This window comes from Roseococcus sp. SDR, assembly GCF_019083995.1.
In the GTDB taxonomy this organism is placed as follows: domain Bacteria; phylum Pseudomonadota; class Alphaproteobacteria; order Acetobacterales; family Acetobacteraceae; genus Roseococcus.
This window is the reverse complement of record NZ_JAHRCU010000001.1, coordinates 26,425-44,957: the sequence shown is the minus strand read 5'-3', so window position 1 is coordinate 44,957 and position 18,533 is coordinate 26,425. Positions and strand designations below refer to the sequence as shown.

Genomic DNA, 18,533 nt, shown 5'->3' with positions numbered 1-18,533 from the left:
TCCCGTGGCAAAGCCACGGGAGGGCACCGGGGGGCGGCGGCTGTGAACACCACGCTGCTGCTGGTGCAGGCGCTGAACGGGTTGCAGTTCGGGATCCTGCTGTTCCTTGTGGCCGCGGGGCTCACGCTCGTCTTCGGCGTGATGGACTTCATCAACCTGGCGCATGGCGTGCAGTACATGCTGGGCGCCTATCTGGGGGCGACGCTCGCAGCCCTCACGGGCAGCTTCTGGTGGGGGCTGCTGCTCACGCTGCCCGCCACCCTCGCCTTCGGGCTGCTGCTGGAATTCCTGGTCTTCCGCCACCTTTATGAGCGCGATCACCTCTCCCAGGTGCTGGCCACCTTCGGCGTCATCCTCTTCCTCAACCAGGGCGTGAAGGCCGTCTTCGGCACCGCACCCATGCAGATGCCAGTGCCGGAGCTGCTCAGCGGCGGCGTGCGGATCATGGATGGGCTGCTCTACCCCACCTATCGCATCGCCATCCTGGTGGCCGGCCTCGCGACGGCCGGGCTGCTCTGGTTCCTGGTCGAGCGCACGCGCGTCGGCATGCTGGTGCGCGCCGGCGCCACCAATGCGCCGATGGTCTCGGCGTTGGGGGTGGATATCCGCCGCCTCTTCATGCTGGTCTTCGGCTTCGGCGCCATGCTGGCGGGCTTCGCGGGCGCCATGGCCGCGCCCATCCTCTCGGTCGAGCCCGGGATGGGCGACAACCTGCTCATCCTGGCCTTCGTGGTGATCGTGATCGGCGGCATCGGCTCGGTGCGGGGCGCCTTCATCGCGGCCCTGCTGGTGGGCCTGGTCGAGACCATCGGGCGCAGCATGATGCCGGATCTGATGCGCCTGTTTCTCGACCCCTCGGCCGCGCGGCAGGCGGGGGCGGCCATGGCCTCCATGCTCATCTATGTCGTGATGGCCGCGATCCTCGCCTTCCGCCCCGCCGGCCTGTTTCCGGTGCGGCGTTGAAGCGGCCCGATGTCCTGATCGCGCTGGCGATCTTCGCGGCCCTGGCGGCGGCGCCCTTCATCGGCTTCGGGCAGGGCTATTCGCTGACGCTGCTGGCCCGCGCCATGATCTTCGGCATGGCCGCCATCTCGCTCTCGCTGCTCGTGGGCGGCGGCGGGCTGGTGAGCCTCGGCCACGCCGCCATGCTGGGGGTGGGCGCCTATGCCGTGGTGGTGCTCGACCATGCCCGCATCACCGAGGCCTGGATGGTGGTGCCGGTGGGCATCGGCGCGGCCGCGCTGTTTGCGCTGGTGACCGGCGCCATCGCCATCCGCACCTCCGGCGTGCATTTCATCATGATCACGCTGGCCTTCGGGCAGATGGCCTTCTTCACCACCTCCTCCCTCGCCCTCTATGGCGGGGATGACGGCTACACCCTCTATAACCGGCTCGAGGTCTTCGGCTCCCGCGCGCTGGAGCGCGGCATCGTCTTCCACTTCACCTGCCTCGGGCTGCTCATCGCCGTCTGGGCGCTGGTGCGCGCGCTTTTGCACAGCCGCTTCGGGCGCGTTCTCCAGGCCGCGCGCGACAATGAGACGCGCGCCCGCGCCGTGGGCTTCGAGCCCTATCCCTATCGCCTTGCGGCCTATGTCATCGCGGGCGCCATCGGCGGGCTCTCGGGCGTGCTGCTGGCCAATGCGGCGGAGTTCGTGGCGCCGGCCTATCTCGCCTGGCAGCGCAGCGGCGATTTGCTGTTCATGGTGATCCTGGGCGGGCTGTCCGGGCCGCATGGCGCGCTGATGGGGGCGCTGGCCTTCGTGCTGATCGAGGAATGGCTCGCCAAGCTCACCGAGCATTGGCGGCTGATCTTCGGGCCGCTGCTGATCTTCTGCGTCTTCTTCATGCGCGGCGGCATTGCGGGGTTGCTGCGCCGTGGCTGACCTTCTCCTCGAGCTTCGGAACCTGCGCAAGCGCTTCGGTGGGCTGACCGTGACGGATGACGTCTCGCTCGACCTGAAGCGCGGCGAGATCCATGCGCTGATCGGCCCCAATGGCGCGGGCAAGACCACGCTGATCCACCAGATCAGCGGCACCCTCGCGCCCGATTCCGGCCAGATCCTCTTCGCCGGAACCGACGTCACGCATCTGCGCATGGCCAAGCGCGCGCGCATGGGACTGGCGCGCAGCTTCCAGATCACCAGCATCATCCCCTCCTTCACCGCGCGCGAGAATGCGGCGCTGGCCGTGCAGGCGCGCCACGGTTCCTCCTTCCGCTTCTTCCGCCCCGCCAACAGCGAGGCCGCGCTGAACGAGGAAGCCATGGCGGCGCTGACCGAAGTCGGCCTGGAACGCCGCGCCGAAACGCCCGCCGCGGCGCTGAGCCATGGCGAGAAGCGGCAGCTCGAACTCGCCATCGCGCTCGCCATGCAGCCGCGCGTGCTGCTGCTGGACGAGCCTCTCGCCGGCACTGGCGCGGAGGAAGCAGAGCGCCTGATGCGCATCCTGGGCGGGTTGCGCGCGCGCTATGCCATCCTGCTCATCGAGCATGACATGCCCGCCGTCTTCGCCCTCGCCGACCGCATTTCCGTGCTCGCCCAAGGCCGCGTCATCGCGCATGGCACGCCCGAGGTGATCCGCGCCGACCCGGCGGTGCGGGACGCCTATCTCGGCGAAGACGAGGTGGCGTGATGCTCTGGATCGAAAGCCTCGCCGCCGCCTACGGCCAGAGCCAGGCGCTGCAGGACGTCTCGTTGGCCGTCGAAACCGGCGAGGTGGTGACGCTGCTTGGCCGCAACGGCATGGGCAAGACCACGACCGTGCGCGCCATCATGGGGCTGCTCGGCTCGGTCGGCGGGCGCGTCACCGGCGGGCGCATCGCCTTCGACCAGGCCGAGCTGGTGGGCCTCCCCTCCCATGTCATCGCGCGGCGCGGCATCGGCCTGGTGCCCGAGGGGCGGCAGGTGTTTCCCACGCTCAGCGTGGAGGAAAACCTGGTCGCCACCGCACGCCCGGGCCGCTGGGACCTCGCCGCCATCTACGCCCTCTTCCCCCGCCTGCAGGAGCGCCGGACCAATGCGGGGCGCAACCTTTCGGGCGGCGAGCAGCAGATGCTCGCCATCGGCCGCGCGCTGATGACCAATCCGCGCCTGCTCATCCTCGACGAGGCGACCGAGGGCCTGGCGCCGCTCATCCGCGCCGAGATCTGGGCCGTGCTGGACCAGCTCAAGGGCGAGGGCCAGGCGATCCTGCTGATCGACAAGAATCTCGGCGCCGTGATGCGCCTGGCCGACCGCCACGTGATCATCGAGCGCGGCCGCACGGTCTGGACGGGGGACAGCGCGGCCCTGGCCGCCGCGCCGCATCTGCGCGAACAGTATCTACACGTTTGATGGCCCTCAGGCGCCGGGCGCCGCCTCCGGCGGCTTGGCTTCGCCGCGCCACTGTTGCGCCGGGCCACGCACCCGGTTGCGCGGCGCCGGCCGCCTTGCGGCCGGAATGGTTTTCTGACGCCCTCAAGCGCCGGGCGCCGCCTCCGGCGGCTTGGCTTCGCCGCGCCACTGTTGCGCCGGGCCACGCACCCGGTTGGGCGGCGCCAGCCGCCTTGCGGCCGGAATGGTTTTCTGACGCCCTCAAGCGCCGGGCGCCGCCTCCGCCGGCTTGGCTTCGCGCCGCCGCGGGAGCGCGGGCGGCTAAGTCGGTTTGGGCGCGCCGCGTGCTTCGCACGCGGGTTCCCGGTGCGCGGTGAATGTCGTGATGGGACAGCTCTTGCTGCCCTCCCTTCCGCCTTGCGCCCCGTTTCCGTTGGTGCAGACTGCCCGCAACACCCGCCACCACCGAGGGAGCAAGGCAGCATGACCGAGATCGCAGGCATCACCCGGGCCGGAACCGGCTTCGAGGACGTCACCTGGAATATCCTGGGGCAGGTCTATCACCCGAAGCAGTCCACCGAGGAATGCTTCTCCTTCGTCGCCAATTCGCCGCCCGGCACCTTCGTGCCGCCGCATATCCACCCGACGCAGGATGAGTACATCCTGATGCTGGAAGGCGAGTGGAAGCTGATCCTCGACGGCCAGACGCATTTCGCGAAGCCGGGCGACCTGGTGCGCATGCCGCGCGGCATCATGCATGGCTATTTCAACGAGAGCGGCGCCCCCGCCCGCGCCTTCTTCTGGGTGACGCCCGCCCGCAAGCTGCATGACCTGTTCAAGGCCATCCACAACGTGCCCGACCCGGCCGAGGTCGTCCGTCTCTCCGCGCTGCATGAGGTGGATTTCCTGCCGCCCCCGGGCTAATCCCATGCCATGACATCCCCGGGCCGGTTGGCGGCACTCCTCGGTCTGCTCGCCGCCTTCGGCCCGCTTTCCATCGACATGTACCTGCCGGCCTTCCCCGAGATCGGGGCGAGCCTCGGCGGTGGCGTGGAAGGCGTGCAGCTCACCCTCGCCGCCTATTTCGTCGGCATGGCGGCGGGCCAGCTCCTGCACGGCCCGCTTTCCGACCGGCTGGGGCGGCGACGACCGCTCTTCGCCGGCCTCATCGTCTATACCGCCGCCTCCATCCTCTGCGCGCTCGCCACCAGCATGGAGGCGCTGATCGCGCTCCGCCTGCTCCAGGCGCTGGCCGGCTGCGCGGGCATGGTCATCTCCCGCGCCGTGGTGCGTGACGTGTCGGACCGGCTGGACCCGGTGCGCCTCATGGGGCGCCTCATGCTCGTCATGGGTGTCGCGCCCATCCTGGCGCCGCTCATCGGCGGCTATGTGGCGTCCTGGTTCGGCTGGCGCGCCATCTTCTGGCTGCTGGCCGCGATCGGCCTCACCGCACTCCTCCTCTGCGCCACGATGCTGCACGAGACCCTGCCGGAGGAACGGCGCCGCCGCGTCCCCCTCCTCGCCGTTCTGCGCAGCTATGGCGGGCTGCTGCTCGATCGCCGCTTCATGGGCGCGGCCCTGGCCTCGGGCTTCGCCATCTCCGGCATGTTCGCCTATATCGCGGGATCGCCCTTCGTCTTCATCACGCTGAACGGCGTGCTTCCCGCGCATTACGGCTGGCTCTTCGGCAGCGCGGCGGCGGGCTTCGTCCTGCTTTCGCAATTCTCCGCGCGCCTGGCCACCCGCTTCGGCCGCGAGCGCCTGTTCAACGCCACCATCGCCGCCATCGCCGCCTGCGGCCTCAGCCTCGCGGCCCTCACCGCGCTGCACGCCCCCTTCGCCGCGCAATACGCGATGGTCTTCCTCTACGTCTCACTCCTCGGCATCGCCCTGCCGCTCGGCACCATCATCACCATCACCCCCTTCCCCCACATGGCCGGCACCGCCTCCGCCCTCGTCGGCACACTCCAATTCGGCATGGGCGCCCTGGCCGGCGCCACCCTCTCCGCCCTGCATGACGGCACCGCCCTGCCGATGAGCCTCACCATCGCCCTCGCCGGCAGCGCAGCACTCGCCGCGCGGACCCTGCTGCGGGGGTAGGGGCGCGCCCCGGGAGGGACGCTGTCCCTCCCGGACCCTCCCTGCCAGGGGCCACAGGCCCCGTGGACCCCTTCAAGATATGGGCTTGTTGAGGGAGGGGGCGTCGAGGGCGCGCGTGGGATCGAGGGCGCTCCCGCCCCCTCCCTCAACAAGCCAACTCCTGGGTTCCAAGGGCCTCTCGGCCCTTGGCGAGAGGGGTCTGGGGAGAGCAGCGCTCTCCCCAGGACGCCCCCTACCCCGCCGCGTGGATCGCGCGCCAGAGCTTCTCGGGCGTCACCGGCATGTCGAGGTGGTTGACGCCGAGCGGACGGAGTGCGTCCACCAGGGCGTTCATCACGGCCGGCAGGCTGCCGGCGCAGCCCGCTTCGCCGCAGCCCTTGGCGCCGAGCGGGTTGGTGGTGCAGGGCACCGGGTGGCTGAGCAGCGAGAAGCTCGGCAGGTCATCGGCGCGGGGCAGGCCGTAATCCATGAAAGTGCCGGTCAGCAGCTGGCCGTCCTCGGAATAGGCGACCTGTTCGTGCAGGATCTGCCCGATGCCCTGGACGATGCCGCCATGCGCCTGGCCCGCGACGAGCAGCGGGTTCACCACCACGCCGAAATCGTTGACCGAGGTGTAGTTCACGATCTTCACATGGCCGGTGTCGGGCTCGATCTCGAGTTCGCAGACGTGGCAGCCATTGGGATAGGCCATGGGCGCCTGGTCGAAGACATGCTGCACGTCGAGCGTGCTGGGCACTTCGCTGGGCAGCGAGTGGCTTTCGCGGAGCTTCGCCGCCAGCTCCATGATGCCGATGCCGCGATCCGTGCCGGCGATGGTGAAGCGGCCGGCGTCGAACTCGATATCGGCGACCGCGCTTTCCAGGATGTAGGAGGCGGCGAGCTTGCCCTTCTCGATCACCTGGGCCGAGGCTTCGATGATCGCCGCGCCCGAGGCCATGAGGGATTTTGAGCCGCCCGTGCCACCGCCGGCGACCAGCTCGTCGGAATCGCCCTGCAGCAGGCGCACGCTCTCGAAGGGCACGCCGAGATACTGGTGCAGCACCTGGGCGAAGGCCGACCAATGGCCCTGCCCGTAATCGAGCGTGCCGGTGATGATGGTGACGGTGCCATCCTTCTCGAAGCGGATGCCGCCCTGCTCCTTGGCGGGTGGGGCGGTGCATTCGAGGAAGTTGCCGATGCCGATGCCACGCAGCTTGCCGCGGGCCTTGGCCTCGGCGCGGCGGGCCTCGAAGCCCGCGTAATCCGAGGCTTTCAGCGCCTCGTCCAGGATCGCGGAGAAGTCGCCGCCGTCATAGACGCTGCCGGAGGGGGCCGCGTAGGGGAATTGGTCGGGCTTGATGTGGTTCAGCTTGCGAATGGCGATGGAGGATTTGCCCATGGCCTGGGCCGCTTCCTCGATCAGCCGCTCCATGAAGTAGTTGCCCTCCGGCCGCCCGGCGCCGCGATAGGCCGAGACGGGGGTCGTGTTGGTCAGCATGCAGCGCGTGCGGACCTCGATCAGCGGCAGGGTGTAGTTGGACTGGATGTTCTTGACGAAATTGCCCGTGCCCATGAGCGGCGCGACCGTCGAGAGATAGGCGCCCATGTTCGCGAAGCTGGTGAGGCGGACGGCGAGGAATTTTCCGTCCGCGTCGAGTGCGAGTTCCGCCTCCACCTCATGGTCGCGGCCATGCTGGTCGGAGAGGAAGGAGCCGCTGCGCTCATCCGTCCATTTCACCGGGCGGCCGAGGATCTTCGCGGCATGGAGCAGGGGCAGGTATTCCGGATAGGCATTGGCCTTCATGCCGAAGCTGCCGCCGACATTGCCGGTGCGCACGCGCACCTTGTCCTTCGGCACCTTCAGCACGTCATCGGCCAGCTGGTTGCGCAGACCGAAGACGCCCTGGCAGCCGACATGCAGCACGTAGCGGCCATCCACATATTCGCCGATGGCGCTGCGCGGCTCCATCGCCGCCACCACGATGCGGCTGTTGCGGATGGAGAGTTTCTGCACATGCGCGGCCGAGGCGAAGGCGGCGCTGACCTTGGCGCTGTCACCGAAGGCGAAGTCCAACACGCAGTTTTCGGCGATGTCGTCATAGAGCAGCGGCGCGCTGGCCGCGGCGGAAGCCTCGGTGACGGCGTCCAGCACCTCCACGTCGAGCTCGACCAGCTCGCCCGCATCCTTCGCCTGGGCCTTGCTCTCGGCGACGATGAGGGCGACCGGGTCGCCCACGAAGCGCAGCTTGTCGCCGGCCAGCGCCGGGCGGCGCGTGGTGCGCAGCGGGCTGCCATCGGCGTTCTTCAGCGGCATGGCGCAGGTCATGTCGCCATATTCCGCGAGGTCGGCCGCCGTGATCACGGCATGCACGCCGGGGGCGGCACGGGCGGCGCTCACATCCACGGCGTTCAGCACCGCATGCGCATAGGGGCTGCGGACCACGAAGGCATAGAGCTGGCCGGGCAGCGCCAGGTCATCCGTGTAGCGCCCCTGCCCTTGCAGCAGCTTCGGGTCCTCCTGGCGGGGCACCGGCTGGCCCACGCCGAATTTCAGGCGCGTGGGATCGAAGGGCAGGTTCGTATCGGGCATGCGGGGCTCTCCGGGGTTGCATGGATGGTAAGCGCGGAGAGGGCTTCCGCAAGGGGCCGGGGAGGCTCAGGCTGTCCGCATGGTGCTGCCCCGCCTCAATCCCACCCCTGCCGGCATGGCGCTGGCCGCGATGGCGGGCCTCACCTTCTGCGTGCTGAATGTGCTGCTGCGCATCCTGGCGACCGAGCTGCCGCCCTTCCAAGTGCAGTTCCTGCGCTACGCCTCCGGCCTCGTCGTGCTGCTGCCCTGGATCCTGCGCCAGGGCATCGCCGCCTATCGGCCGCGCGGGCTGCGCGGGCAGCTCTGGCGCGGCCTGGTGCATTCGACGGCGCTCTATCTCTGGTTCGCGGCCCTGCCCAACATTCCCTTCGCGGATCTGACGGCCATCGGCTTCACCAGCCCGCTCTTCGTCATGGTGGGTGCGGTGATCTTCCTGCGCGAGAAGATGTTCTGGCAGCGCTGGGTGGCGGGCTTGCTCGGCTTCACCGGTGTGCTGGTGGTGGTGGGGCCGCAGCTCACCGGCGCGGGCGGGCATTATTCGCTGATGATGCTGGCCTCGGCGCCGCTGTTTGCCGCCTCCTTCCTCATCACCAAGGCGCTGACGAAGCGCGACGCGCCGGAGGTGATCGTCGCCTGGCAGTCCATCACGGTGGCGCTGTTCACGCTGCCGGCGGCGCTGCTGGTCTGGGAATGGCCGGATGCGCGGCAATGGGGGCTGGTGCTGCTCTGCGGGATGCTGGGCAGCTTCGGCCACTGGATGCTGACCCACGCCTTCAAGCTGGCCGACATCTCCAGCGCGCAGCCGGTGAAGTTCCTGGACCTGATCTGGGCGGCGAGCCTGGGTTACCTGGTCTTCGCCGAGACGCCCACCTCCTCGACGTTTCTGGGCGCGCTTGTCATCTTCCTCTCCACCACCTGGATCGCGCGGGTCGAGGCCCGCCGCACGCGGAGCGCCTCAGCATGAGTCCCGAGATCGCTGCTTTGGAAGCCACGGCCCAACGCCATGTCACGGCGGGCAACGTGGTCTGGCGTGAGTGGGGCGAAGGGACGCCGCTGGTGCTGCTGCATGGCGGCTCGGGCTCCTGGCGGCATTGGCTGCGCAATATCGACGCGCTCTCGCGCCATTACCGGCTGCTGGTGCCGGACATGCCGGGCCTCGGCGAATCCGCCCTGCCGGAGGAGGAGACGCCGGCCGGCGCCGCGCTCGTCCTGCGCTGGGGGCTGGAGGCGCTGCTGGGGCCTGAGCGGCGCTATCATCTCACGGGCTTTTCCTTCGGCGCCAATGTCGGCGGGCAGTTGGCCGCGATGGAGGGCACGCATGTGGCGAGCTACACCGCCGTCGGCGCCGCCTCGCTCGGCCTGCCGCGCCCGCCGCTGGACCTGCTCAAGGTGCGCGACAAGACCGGCGAAGCGCGGCGCGAGGCGCATCGCGAGAACCTGGCGCGGCTGATGTTCCATGACCGCGCGCTGATCGACGACGTGGCGCTCGAGATCCAGGAGCACAACACGCAGCACGCCCGGTTGCGCTCACGCGGCTTTGCCAGTTCCTCGATGCTGCGCGACGCGCTGGCCCAGGCCAAGGCGCCGCTGGGTGGCATCTGGGGCGAGCGCGACGCGGTGGCCTGGCCCGAGGTGCGGGCGCGGCTCGATGTGCTGCGCAGCCTGGACGCCAACCTGCTGGAGGCGGTGATCCCCGCCGCCGGCCACTGGGTCGCCTATGAGGCGCCGGAGGCCTTCAACGCCGCGCTTCTGGAGATTCTGGCGCAACGCGCAGCATGAACAACGCCGCGAAGGCCAGCAGCGAGAGGCCTGCGGTGAACCAGAGCGCATGGACGCCGAAGGCCGCGACCACGAAGCCGAAGAGCGCGGGCGCCACGGCTCCCAGGAAGCGCGCGGGTGCCACGATCAGCCCCTGCCGCGCGCCATAGCCGGCCGCGCCGAAGACGGCCAGCGGCAGCGTGCCGCGCACGATGGTGTTGATGCCGTTCCCCGCGCCATGCAGCAGCACGAAGAGCGGCGCGAAGGGGGCGCCCAGCAGCAGCAGCACGCCGGCGCCGATCGGGTGCGTCACCTGCGCGATCTTGGCCGAGAGCAGCGGATGCGCGCGGCGCAGCAGGGTGAATTCCAGCACGCGGGCAGCCACCTGGGCCGGGCCCATCAGCGCGCCGGCGGCAATCGCGGCGGCGGGCGTCGCTCCGGCCGAGACCAGCAGCGCGGGCAGATGCGCGGCCAGCGCGGCGGCCGCGAAGCCGCCCGAGGCGAAGACGAAAGCCATGAGGATGGCGGTGCGCCGTGTCTCTTTCGCCGCTTCCGCCGTGGGCGGTGCCGCGGGCTTGGCGGCCGGCGCGGCGCGCTGGGTGGGGCGTGGCAGCATCAGGTTGATCGGCATGGCCAGCGCCAGATGCACCAGCGCCCAGCCCCAGCACGCCCCGCGCCAGCCGAATTCGCTCAGCATCAGCCCGCTGATCGGCCAGCCGATGGTGCTGGCGAAGCCCGCGATCAGCGTGATGCCGGTGATGGCACTCCGCGCATCCTTGCCATAGAGCCCGGCGAGCGTGGCAAAGCCCGCATCATAGAGGCCCATGGCCATGCCGAGGCCCAGCACCAGCCAGGCGGCAAACAGCATCACCGGGCCGTTCGCCATGGCGAGCATGGCGAGACCCAGGATGAAGATGAGGTTGGAAGCTAGCAGCACCACCCGCCCGCCATATTGGTCGATGGCGCGGCCCACGCGCGGGCCGAGGAAGGCCGTGAACAGCATGGCGCAGGAGAAGGCGACGAAGACGGTGGACGGCTCGACGCCCAGATCCCGCGCCATGGCGCCGGCCAGGATGGCGGGGATGTAGTAGCTGCTGGCCCAGGCCAGGGTCTGGGACGTGCCCAGCAGGACGACGACCCAGCTCTTGCTCATGTCCGGTCCCGCAACAGCGGTTGCGCCGCCGCCAGCACGCGTTCGTAGCGCGCGCGCTCCTCCGCCGCGCGCTCGGGCGGCCAGTCGCGATAACCACGCCCGGTCTTGGGGCCGAGGCGGTTTTCGGCGACAAGCTTGGCGAGCCCCGGCGAGGGATCCGGGCTGGTGTTCAGGCTCGGATAGATGGTGGCGGCGGCGGCGAGCTGCGTCTCCAGCCCCGCCAGCTCCTTCTGCAGGATCGGGCCGGCCGCGAGATACCGGAAGCCGAAGCAATAGCGCACGGCGCGGTCCACATCCTCGGCGGTGGCCAGGCCGGAATCGATGCAGGAAAACGCCTCGCGCATCAGCGCGTGCTGGATGCGGTTGGCGAGGAAACCCGGCTCGTCCCGCGCCACGCGGATGGGCATGCGGCCGAGGGACTCCATGATGGCGAAGAAGCGGTCCACCACCCCATCTTCCGTCGCCTCGCCCTTCACCACCTCGACACCGGGGACGAGATGGGCGGGGAGGAAGAAGTGCAGGTTGCACATGCGCGCCTTGGTGGCGCAGTCGCGCGAGATCTCGGTGATGCGATAGCCCGAGGCGTTGGAGCCGATGGGGATGTGCGCCGGCACCAGCCGGTCCAGTTCGGCGAAGACGGCGCGCTTCAGCTCAATCCGCTCGGGTGCCGCTTCCACCACGCAGGCGCAGGGGGCGAAGGGCATCTCGGCCAGGGTGGCATGGAGCGTCAGCCCCGCCTCCAGCGCCGGATCGGCGCCAAGCTGCGTCAGCGCCGTGCGGACGCGGGCGCGCTTCTCGGGCCAGGCCGCCTCCGCCGGCTCCTGCGCGGCCACGCGCCAGCCGCCGGCCAGGAAGATCGCCGCGATGTCGCAACCCATCAGCCCCATGCCGATGATGCCGGCCTGTTCGCTCATGCCTCACGCTCCGGATAGGAAATGCGCACCACTTCGATGTCCTCGACCCCCGCGGGCGTGCGCAACTTCACGAGATCGCCCACGCGCTTGCCGAGCAGCGCCCGCGCCACGGGCGAGACCCAGGAGATCCGCCCTTCTTCGGCCACGGCCTCATCCATGCCGACGATGGTGACGGTGACTTCCGTGTCGTCCTCACGCGCATAGGTCACCGTCGCGCCGAAAAACACCTGATCGCGGCGCTTCTGCTCGCGCGCATCCACCACCTCGGCGCGGTCCAGCCGGCGGCGCAGGAAGCGCACGCGGCTGTCGATCTGGCGCAGACGGCGCTTGCCATATTGATAATCGGCATTCTCGCTGCGATCGCCCAGCGAGGCCGCCCAGGAGACGATTTCCGTGACCTTGGGCCGTTCCACATGCCACAGCTCATGCAGCTCGGCCTGGAGCGCGGCATGGCCCGCGGGCGTCATGTAGAAGGGCGTGCCGGGAGGGACGCCCGGGGGGCCGTCCTCCTCTTCATCCTCATCCGTGGTGCTCACGGCATCCAGAGCCCGCCATTGATGTGGTGCACCTGGCCGGTGATCCAGCTCGATTGCTCGGAGGCCAGGAAGCAGGCCAGTTCCGCGATGTCCGAAGGCTGGCCGAGGCGCGCGATGGGGATGGTCTTCACCCGCTCGGCCAATTCTTCCTCGGTATTGCCGTAGCGCGGCTGGGCCGTGTCGGTCAGGCCTGGGGCGATGGCGTTGACCCGGATGCCATGCGGCGCCAGCGCCAGCGCCATGGCGCGGGTCAGGCCCAGCAGCCCGGCCTTGCTCGCCGAATAATGCGCGCCCCGGGGGTCGCCCCGCACGGCGGAGGAGGACATGGTGATGGCGACACCGGGCTTGCCGGCGGCCACCAGCGCGCGGGCGAAAAGCTGCGTCTGAAAGGCGGTGGCCTTGATGTTCACATCCTGCACCGCATCCCAGGTCTCCTCCGTCAGTTCCAGGAAATCGGCGCGGGGGAAGATGCCGGCATTGCAGACCAGGATGTCCGGCAGGCCCAGCAGCCGCTCCGTCTCGGCCTGAAGATGGGCGCGGCCGGCGCTGGTCGCGATGTCGGCCTGGATGGCGACACCGCCACAGGCGGCGGCGACGCGCGCACCAGCTTCGGCGTCATCCAGCCAATTGACCGCGACCTTGGCGCCCTCGCGGCCGAAGGCCTCGCAGATGGCGGCGCCGATCCCCTGCTGCGCGCCGGTGACAAGGGCGATGCGGTTCTTCAGGCGCATGGTGGTGTCTCCCTTGAGGGGCTCTGCCCCTCAAACTCCCCGGCAGGGAACTCGTTCCCTGCACCCTTGACTGATCGGAGATGCAAGAACCTGAGGTTCTTGCTGGGGGGCTCGGGGGGCAAAGCCCCTCGACTTCTCACTCCGCCGCCATCTTCATCGCGACCGGATCGCGCCGCGCGAGGCGCGCCAGCATCGCATCCACCTCCGCCCGCGTGGCGTCCGAGAGCTTCGGCCCCGGCGCGCGGATGGTCGGGTGGGCGATGATGCCGCGCCGCGTCAGAACATATTTGCGAACGGCGAGGCCGAGGCCCGGCTGATGCTCGGTGCGGATGAGCGGCAGATGCGGCTCAAAGGCGTCCATCGCCGCCTCCATCTGTCCGGCCTTCACCAGGTTGACGACGCGCACCAGCAGCTCGGGGAAGGCATAGCCGGTCATCACGCCGTCATTGCCGCGGGCGATCTCCTCCGGCAGGAACAGCCCGCCATTGCCGCCGAACATCGCGATGCGCCGCATCTCGCCCTTGGCCATCATGGCCTTCAGCGTGCTGATCTTGTCGAGGCCCGGCCAATCCTCGGCCTTCAGCATCACGCAGCGCGGATCGGCGGCGAGTGCGGCGATCACGCGGGGCGAGAGGTGCACGCCATTGGCCTGCGGGAAATCCTGCAGCACCCAGGGGGCGGGCGAGACGGCCTCGGCCGCGCCCTGCAGCCAGGAAAGGGTCGCGTCATCGCCGCGCAGGCCGGTGGGGGGCGCGATCATGACGCCGGCCGCCCCGGCTTCCATGGCGCGGGCGGCCAGCGCCTTCATCGGCGCATAGCCGGGGGCCGAGACGCCCACGATCACGGGCAGGTTGTTCGCATGCTTGAGGACGATGCGGGTCAGGCGCATCGCCTCCTCCGCGTCGAGCTTGGGCGCCTCGCCCATGATGCCGAGGATGGTGAGCGCGCTGGCGCCGGCGGCCACATAGGCCTCGGTCATCGTGGCCGCACTGCGCTCATCCAGCGCGCCATCGGGCGTGAAGGGGGTGGGGCAGATGACGCAGACGCCGGTGGCTTCAGCCGTGAGCATGGGGACTTCTCCTGGGTTCCCTGCGAAACTAAACCCGTTCCGCCACGCTGCGAAGGATGGACCATGGCCCTGCCCGGAGGAATGCCGCCGACAAACCGCGATCTTGTCGGCTATGGGCGCAACCCGCCCGATCCGCGCTGGCCGGGCGGCGCCAAGCTCGCCCTCTCCTTCGTCGTGAATGTCGAGGAAGGGGCCGAGCTTTCGCTCGCCAGCGGCGATCAGCGCAATGAGAGCGTGCATGAGATCCGCGAGGAGGTGACGGGCCAGCCCGACCCCTGCATGGAAACGCATTACGCCTATGGTGCGCGCGTGGGCATCTGGCGGATCCTGGACGCCTTCGACAAGCACGGGATGCGCGCCACCTTCTCCTCCTGCGGGCGGGCTGTGGCCCATTCGCCGCACCTGGCCAGGGCGCCGCACGAGGCCGGGCATGAAATCAGCGCGCATGGCTGGCGCTGGGAGAGCCACGCCAACATGCCGGAGGCGACGGAGCGCGAGGTCATCGCCGCCACGATCGCCGCGATCCGCGAGGCGACGGGCGAGCGGCCGGTGGGCTGGCACACGCGCTCGGCCTCCTCGATGAACACGCGGCGGCTGCTGCTGGAGGAGGGCGGCTTCCTCTATGACAGCGACGTCTATGACGATGATTTGCCGCGCCTGCACTCACCCAGCCACGTCATCCTGCCCTATGGCTTCGACGTGAACGACATGCGCTTCTCGCCCGGCGGCGGCTTCGTTCAGGCCGAGGATTTCTCCCGCTATGCCATCGGCGCCATTGACTGGCTGATGCAGGAACCAGGGGCGAAGATGCTCTCCATCGGGCTGCATCTGCGCATCATCGGCCGGCCGGGGCGGATGCGGGCGCTGGCCGACATCCTGGCCCATGTGGCGGCCACGCCCGGCATCTGGGTGGCGCCGCGGCGGGAGATTGCGGCGCATTGGCTGAAACGCGCCCAGGAAACGCCATGATGTTCCGGGAATAGGCCGAGCATGTCCCCAGCGCTGTCCATCGTCGTCCCCTGCTACAATGAGCAGGAGGTGCTGCCCGAATTCCACCAGCGGCTCGCGGCCGCGCTGGAGGGCATCGGCGTGGATTGGGAGGTCGTCTATGTGAATGACGGCTCGCGCGATGCCACGCTCACCGTGATGACGAGCCTGGCCACCGCCGATGCGCGAGTGGCGCTGGTCAATCTCTCGCGCAATTTCGGCAAGGAAATCGCACTCACCGCCGGCCTTGATCATGCGCGGGGGCATGAGGGCGTGGTGGTCATCGACGCCGACCTGCAGGACCCGCCGGAGGTGATCCCCGAGCTGCTGGCCGCGGCCCGCCAGGGCTATGACATCGCCTATGCCCAGCGCAGCGTCCGCCATGGCGAGGGGTTTCTCAAGCGCACCACGGCCGCCGCCTTCTACCGCGTGATGCAGCGCCTGGGCGGCAAGGTGCAACTGCCGCCGGACACGGGCGATTTCCGCTACATGTCCCGCCGCTCGCTCGATGCGCTGCTGCAGCTGCGCGAGCAGCACCGCTTCATGAAGGGCCTCTTCGCCTGGGTGGGCTTCCCGGCCATCGCCGTGCCCTATGAGCGCGCGCCGCGCGCCGCCGGCGAGACCAAGTGGAACTACTGGAAGCTGTGGAATCTCAGCCTCGAGGGCATCACCAGCTTCACCGTGGGTCCGCTGAAGATCGCGAGCTATCTCGGCCTCGCCACCGCCTTCTTCGCCGGCATCTACATCCTGCAGCTCGTGGTGCGCACGGTGTTCTTCGGGAACCCGACGCCGGGCTATCCGAGCCTGATGGCGGTCGTGCTCTTCCTGGGCGGCGTGCAGCTCATGACGCTCGGCATCATCGGCGAATATCTCGGGCGCATCTTCAACGAGACCAAGGGGCGGCCGCTCTACATCGTCGAGCGGCACCTGCCCTCATCGGCACACGCTGAGATTCCCCAGCGCGACGCAGCCTGAGCCCGAGAGCCCGGGGCCGATCCGCACCTCGCCGGGGGCGAGCGGGCGGGCCAGGGTTTCGGCATCGGTGCAGCGGGGCGGCGTGCGCCAGCGCGCGGCATACATGGTGTTGACCGGGCGCGGCGTCTCGCTCGCCAGCAGCAGGATTTCCAGCGAAAGAATGCGCGAGGCCGCGTCCTCCTGCGCGATGCAGGGCCAGGATGGAATGAGGGTGATCTGCCCGGCGTCGCGCAGAATCGGGCGCAGCGCCTCCGCCTCGATGGTCCAGGGGGCACGCTCATGCGCCCAGGCGGAGAGCGCCGCGCGCATCGGCGCCGCATCCACGAATTGCACCAGGGCGCAGGCCGCGAAGATCACCGGGCGCTGTTGCAGCAGCACGGCCGCGCCGATCATCAGCGCATAGCCGACCGGCCAGAAGAAGCGCCCCGAGGCGCGGAACTGCTCGAGGAAGCCGGGGGCCGCGCCGAGGTCGACCACGACCACGCCGCCCAGGCCGACGCGGAAGGAGATGGCGATGGCCGTCAGACCCAGCAGCGCCAGCACCAGGCCCAGATGCGCGCGCAGCCCCGGCGCGATTCGCGCACGGCCCACAACGGCGCCGGCCAGCAGCGCCGCCCAGAGGCCGAGGCCGAGCCAGTTATAGCCCTCCCACCCGCCATGGCCGGTCGCGTCCACCTCGCGCGCCACGAGCCAGCCAAGGGTGGCCGAACGGAAGGGCCAAAGGGGCGAGAGCAGGTTCAGCGCGTATTGACCGTAGCCACCATCGCCCGCCGCGCCGAAATAGCCGAACAGCGCCATGGTGCCGAACATGGCGCCGGCCGCAGCCGCGACTCCGAGTCCGGCCTTCACAAAGGCCTCGCCCCGCAGCGCGAGCGAAAGCGGGACGGCCGCCAGCACCGCCAGCGACATGAGCGCGAGGTAGGGGTGGATCAGCAGCGCCAGCACCTGGAAGGGCACCGCCGCGCGCCACCAGCGCGCATCGGCGCAGGCTCGGAAATAGAGGCCGAGCGCCACCAGGATCACGAAATGCCCGCAAAGTGCCGCATGCCCGAAGCGCATGATGAAGGCGGGCATGGCGCTCGCCATCACCGCCACCGCGATTCCCGGCAGCAGGCCGCGCAGGCCCGCGCCACGCAAGGCGAAGACGGCGGCCACCGGCTGCAGCACCCAGGCCAGGGCATAGAAGAGCCCGATTCCGTGGAAGCCCTCGGGCAGGAGCGGCGCGAGCAGCTTGAGCGGCAGGGCGAGCGCCGGAATTCCGTCCAGAAACGCAAGGTTCACATTCTGGAGCGTGCCCACATCGAGCGGCGGCCAGCGCCAAAGATCGGCCAGGAAGTGCCGCTGGGCGATGGCATGCTGCGCCGCATCACCGACCGGCCGCCAATCCAGCCCCGCACGCGGAAAGATGAAATCCAGCCCGAACAACTGCATGGCGAGCAAGGCTCCCAGCAAGGCTGAAGCGGGATAGGCGAGACGGGACAAGGGCGCGCTCCTGGGCAGGCCCCGGACCTGCCATCCCAGGGAAAACCCCGCAAGGCCGGGATTTGTTGCGCTGCCACATTCTTGCCCCAACCGGGTCCAAATGCCGCCTGGGATCAGGGGGATAGAGGCAGCGTGGCCAGGAGCGGATGACCCGTCTCCCCGCCATACCAGATCGGTTCTGCCGGAGACCCCGGATGGACCGTGAATGAGGCAAAGATGCCGGGCCTGGACGCTTTTACGTCCCTGCAACGTGAGACCGCGATCCGCGAGAGCCGGATTGGCGGCGGTTATGCGGCCCCCGAGGCCGTGCTGGTCCCCACCCGCCTGCCTGCCCTGCAACCCGCGCTGAAGCGCGCGATGGACGTGCTGGGCGCTGGCCTGATGCTGCTGGTCCTCTCGCCCATCTTCCTGATCCTGACCCTGATCGTGCGCGCCGATGGCGGGCCGGCCTTCTTCGCGCATCGCCGCATCGGCCGCGATGGCGAGGGCTTCGGCTGCCTCAAGTTCCGCTCGATGGTGATCGACAGCCAGGCGCGCCTCGAGGCCCTGCTGGCGAGCGACCCCGCCGCCCGCGCCGAGTGGGAGGCCACGCGCAAGCTGAAGAACGACCCGCGCGTGACGAAGATCGGCCGCTTCCTGCGCGCCACCTCGCTGGACGAGCTGCCGCAGCTCATCAACGTGCTGCGCGGCGAGATGAGCCTGGTGGGCCCCCGCCCGGTCATCCAGGCCGAGCTCGACCGCTACTACGGCGCGGCCGCGCTGCACTACATGAGCGTGCGCCCCGGCATCACCGGCCTCTGGCAGGTCTCGGGCCGCTCGGACACCAGCTACGCCCAGCGCGTGGCGCTCGACATGGCCTATGTCTCCGGCCTCTCGGTCTGGCAGGACATCCGCATCCTGCTCCGCACGCCGGTCGCCGTCCTGTCGCGCCGCGGCGCGCACTGAGCT

18 protein-coding genes are annotated in these 18,533 nt (G+C 69.6%); 11 read left to right on the top strand and 7 right to left on the bottom strand.

The genetic code is table 11. The features are described 5' to 3' along the window. Positions 1–42: 42 nt before the first annotated feature. From KTR66_RS00225 to KTR66_RS00200, 6 genes are all read left to right on the top strand, one after another. Positions 43–963 carry a branched-chain amino acid ABC transporter permease gene (locus tag KTR66_RS00225; RefSeq protein ID WP_213609175.1) on the top strand — a complete coding sequence of 307 codons (921 nt, stop codon included), beginning with the start codon at positions 43–45 and terminating at the stop codon, positions 961–963. Beyond that, positions 960–1,883, top strand: a complete 924-nt coding sequence (locus KTR66_RS00220; RefSeq protein WP_249731744.1) for a branched-chain amino acid ABC transporter permease — start codon at positions 960–962, stop codon at positions 1,881–1,883. Before KTR66_RS00225 ends, KTR66_RS00220 begins: the two co-directional genes overlap by 4 nt. Then, on the top strand, positions 1,876–2,631 hold the full coding sequence (locus tag KTR66_RS00215; protein ID WP_213609173.1) for an ABC transporter ATP-binding protein: 756 nt from the start codon (positions 1,876–1,878) through the stop codon (positions 2,629–2,631). The genes KTR66_RS00220 and KTR66_RS00215 overlap by 8 nt, the downstream gene beginning before the upstream one ends. Continuing rightward, a complete protein-coding gene (locus tag KTR66_RS00210; protein ID WP_213609171.1) occupies positions 2,631–3,332 on the top strand; it encodes an ABC transporter ATP-binding protein in 702 nt (233 codons plus the stop codon). Before KTR66_RS00215 ends, KTR66_RS00210 begins: the two co-directional genes overlap by 1 nt. Positions 3,333–3,794: 462 nt before the next feature. Beyond that, positions 3,795–4,235, top strand: a complete 441-nt coding sequence (locus KTR66_RS00205; RefSeq protein ID WP_213609169.1) for a cupin domain-containing protein — start codon at positions 3,795–3,797, stop codon at positions 4,233–4,235. A 9-nt stretch (positions 4,236–4,244) separates the two neighbouring features. Further along, positions 4,245–5,411: a Bcr/CflA family multidrug efflux MFS transporter gene (locus KTR66_RS00200; RefSeq protein WP_213609167.1), complete on the top strand. Its 1,167-nt coding sequence runs from the start codon at positions 4,245–4,247 to the stop codon at positions 5,409–5,411. 232 nt (positions 5,412–5,643) lie between these two features. On the opposite strand, the gene KTR66_RS00195 is transcribed toward KTR66_RS00200, so the two are convergent. Beyond that, on the bottom strand, positions 5,644–7,980 hold the full coding sequence (locus tag KTR66_RS00195; RefSeq protein ID WP_213609165.1) for a xanthine dehydrogenase family protein molybdopterin-binding subunit: 2,337 nt from the start codon (positions 7,978–7,980) through the stop codon (positions 5,644–5,646). Between the two features lie 79 nt (positions 7,981–8,059). Between KTR66_RS00195 and KTR66_RS00190 the strand changes: the two genes are divergently transcribed. Beyond that, on the top strand, positions 8,060–8,944 hold the full coding sequence (locus KTR66_RS00190; protein ID WP_213609163.1) for a DMT family transporter: 885 nt from the start codon (positions 8,060–8,062) through the stop codon (positions 8,942–8,944). Beyond that, on the top strand, positions 8,941–9,759 hold the full coding sequence (locus KTR66_RS00185; protein ID WP_213609161.1) for an alpha/beta fold hydrolase: 819 nt from the start codon (positions 8,941–8,943) through the stop codon (positions 9,757–9,759). The genes KTR66_RS00190 and KTR66_RS00185 overlap by 4 nt, the downstream gene beginning before the upstream one ends. On the opposite strand, the gene KTR66_RS00180 is transcribed toward KTR66_RS00185, so the two are convergent. The 5 genes from KTR66_RS00180 to KTR66_RS00160 form a co-directional block, all read right to left on the bottom strand. Continuing rightward, entirely contained in the window at positions 9,716–10,891 is a 1,176-nt protein-coding gene (locus KTR66_RS00180; protein ID WP_213609159.1) for an MFS transporter, read from the bottom strand. The genes KTR66_RS00185 and KTR66_RS00180 overlap by 44 nt on opposite strands. Continuing rightward, positions 10,888–11,805 (bottom strand): 3-hydroxyacyl-CoA dehydrogenase family protein, encoded by a 918-nt coding sequence (locus KTR66_RS00175; RefSeq protein ID WP_213609157.1) that lies wholly within the window; start codon positions 11,803–11,805, stop codon positions 10,888–10,890. Before KTR66_RS00175 ends, KTR66_RS00180 begins: the two co-directional genes overlap by 4 nt. Continuing rightward, positions 11,802–12,341: a transcription elongation factor GreB gene (gene greB, locus KTR66_RS00170; RefSeq protein WP_371818959.1), complete on the bottom strand. Its 540-nt coding sequence runs from the start codon at positions 12,339–12,341 to the stop codon at positions 11,802–11,804. Before greB ends, KTR66_RS00175 begins: the two co-directional genes overlap by 4 nt. Next, positions 12,338–13,072, bottom strand: a complete 735-nt coding sequence (locus KTR66_RS00165) for an SDR family NAD(P)-dependent oxidoreductase (RefSeq protein WP_213609155.1) — start codon at positions 13,070–13,072, stop codon at positions 12,338–12,340. Before KTR66_RS00165 ends, greB begins: the two co-directional genes overlap by 4 nt. A 136-nt stretch (positions 13,073–13,208) precedes the next feature. Then, positions 13,209–14,141 carry a dihydrodipicolinate synthase family protein gene (locus KTR66_RS00160; RefSeq protein ID WP_213609153.1) on the bottom strand — a complete coding sequence of 311 codons (933 nt, stop codon included), beginning with the start codon at positions 14,139–14,141 and terminating at the stop codon, positions 13,209–13,211. Between the two features lie 63 nt (positions 14,142–14,204). On the opposite strand from KTR66_RS00160, the gene KTR66_RS00155 reads away from it, so the two are divergent. Together KTR66_RS00155 and KTR66_RS00150 are read left to right on the top strand one after the other, a co-directional pair. Then, complete coding sequence (locus KTR66_RS00155; RefSeq protein ID WP_213609151.1) at positions 14,205–15,110, top strand: polysaccharide deacetylase family protein; 906 nt, start codon at positions 14,205–14,207, stop codon at positions 15,108–15,110. 21 nt (positions 15,111–15,131) lie between these two features. Next, on the top strand, positions 15,132–16,103 hold the full coding sequence (locus KTR66_RS00150) for a glycosyltransferase family 2 protein (protein ID WP_213609149.1): 972 nt from the start codon (positions 15,132–15,134) through the stop codon (positions 16,101–16,103). Here KTR66_RS00150 and KTR66_RS00145 read toward each other — a convergent pair. Then, entirely contained in the window at positions 16,062–17,585 is a 1,524-nt protein-coding gene (locus KTR66_RS00145; RefSeq protein WP_213609147.1) for a DUF6311 domain-containing protein, read from the bottom strand. The two genes, KTR66_RS00150 and KTR66_RS00145, sit on opposite strands and share 42 nt — an antisense overlap. 216 nt (positions 17,586–17,801) lie before the next feature. Between KTR66_RS00145 and KTR66_RS00140 the strand changes: the two genes are divergently transcribed. After that, positions 17,802–18,530: a sugar transferase gene (locus KTR66_RS00140; RefSeq protein WP_213609145.1), complete on the top strand. Its 729-nt coding sequence runs from the start codon at positions 17,802–17,804 to the stop codon at positions 18,528–18,530. The last annotated feature ends 3 nt before the right edge of the window (positions 18,531–18,533 follow it).

Coding starts and splice junctions, on each gene's coding strand:
- KTR66_RS00210 (WP_213609171.1), top strand. CDS start 2,631: ATGCTCTGGATCGAAAGCCTCGCCGCCGCCTACGGCCAGAGCCAGGCG.
- KTR66_RS00205 (WP_213609169.1), top strand. CDS start 3,795: ATGACCGAGATCGCAGGCATCACCCGGGCCGGAACCGGCTTCGAGGAC.
- KTR66_RS00200 (WP_213609167.1), top strand. CDS start 4,245: ATGACATCCCCGGGCCGGTTGGCGGCACTCCTCGGTCTGCTCGCCGCC.
- KTR66_RS00195 (WP_213609165.1), bottom strand. CDS start 7,980: ATGCCCGATACGAACCTGCCCTTCGATCCCACGCGCCTGAAATTCGGC.
- KTR66_RS00190 (WP_213609163.1), top strand. CDS start 8,060: ATGGTGCTGCCCCGCCTCAATCCCACCCCTGCCGGCATGGCGCTGGCC.
- KTR66_RS00185 (WP_213609161.1), top strand. CDS start 8,941: ATGAGTCCCGAGATCGCTGCTTTGGAAGCCACGGCCCAACGCCATGTC.
- KTR66_RS00180 (WP_213609159.1), bottom strand. CDS start 10,891: ATGAGCAAGAGCTGGGTCGTCGTCCTGCTGGGCACGTCCCAGACCCTG.
- KTR66_RS00175 (WP_213609157.1), bottom strand. CDS start 11,805: ATGAGCGAACAGGCCGGCATCATCGGCATGGGGCTGATGGGTTGCGAC.
- KTR66_RS00165 (WP_213609155.1), bottom strand. CDS start 13,072: ATGCGCCTGAAGAACCGCATCGCCCTTGTCACCGGCGCGCAGCAGGGG.
- KTR66_RS00160 (WP_213609153.1), bottom strand. CDS start 14,141: ATGCTCACGGCTGAAGCCACCGGCGTCTGCGTCATCTGCCCCACCCCC.
- KTR66_RS00155 (WP_213609151.1), top strand. CDS start 14,205: ATGGCCCTGCCCGGAGGAATGCCGCCGACAAACCGCGATCTTGTCGGC.
- KTR66_RS00150 (WP_213609149.1), top strand. CDS start 15,132: ATGTCCCCAGCGCTGTCCATCGTCGTCCCCTGCTACAATGAGCAGGAG.
- KTR66_RS00140 (WP_213609145.1), top strand. CDS start 17,802: ATGCCGGGCCTGGACGCTTTTACGTCCCTGCAACGTGAGACCGCGATC.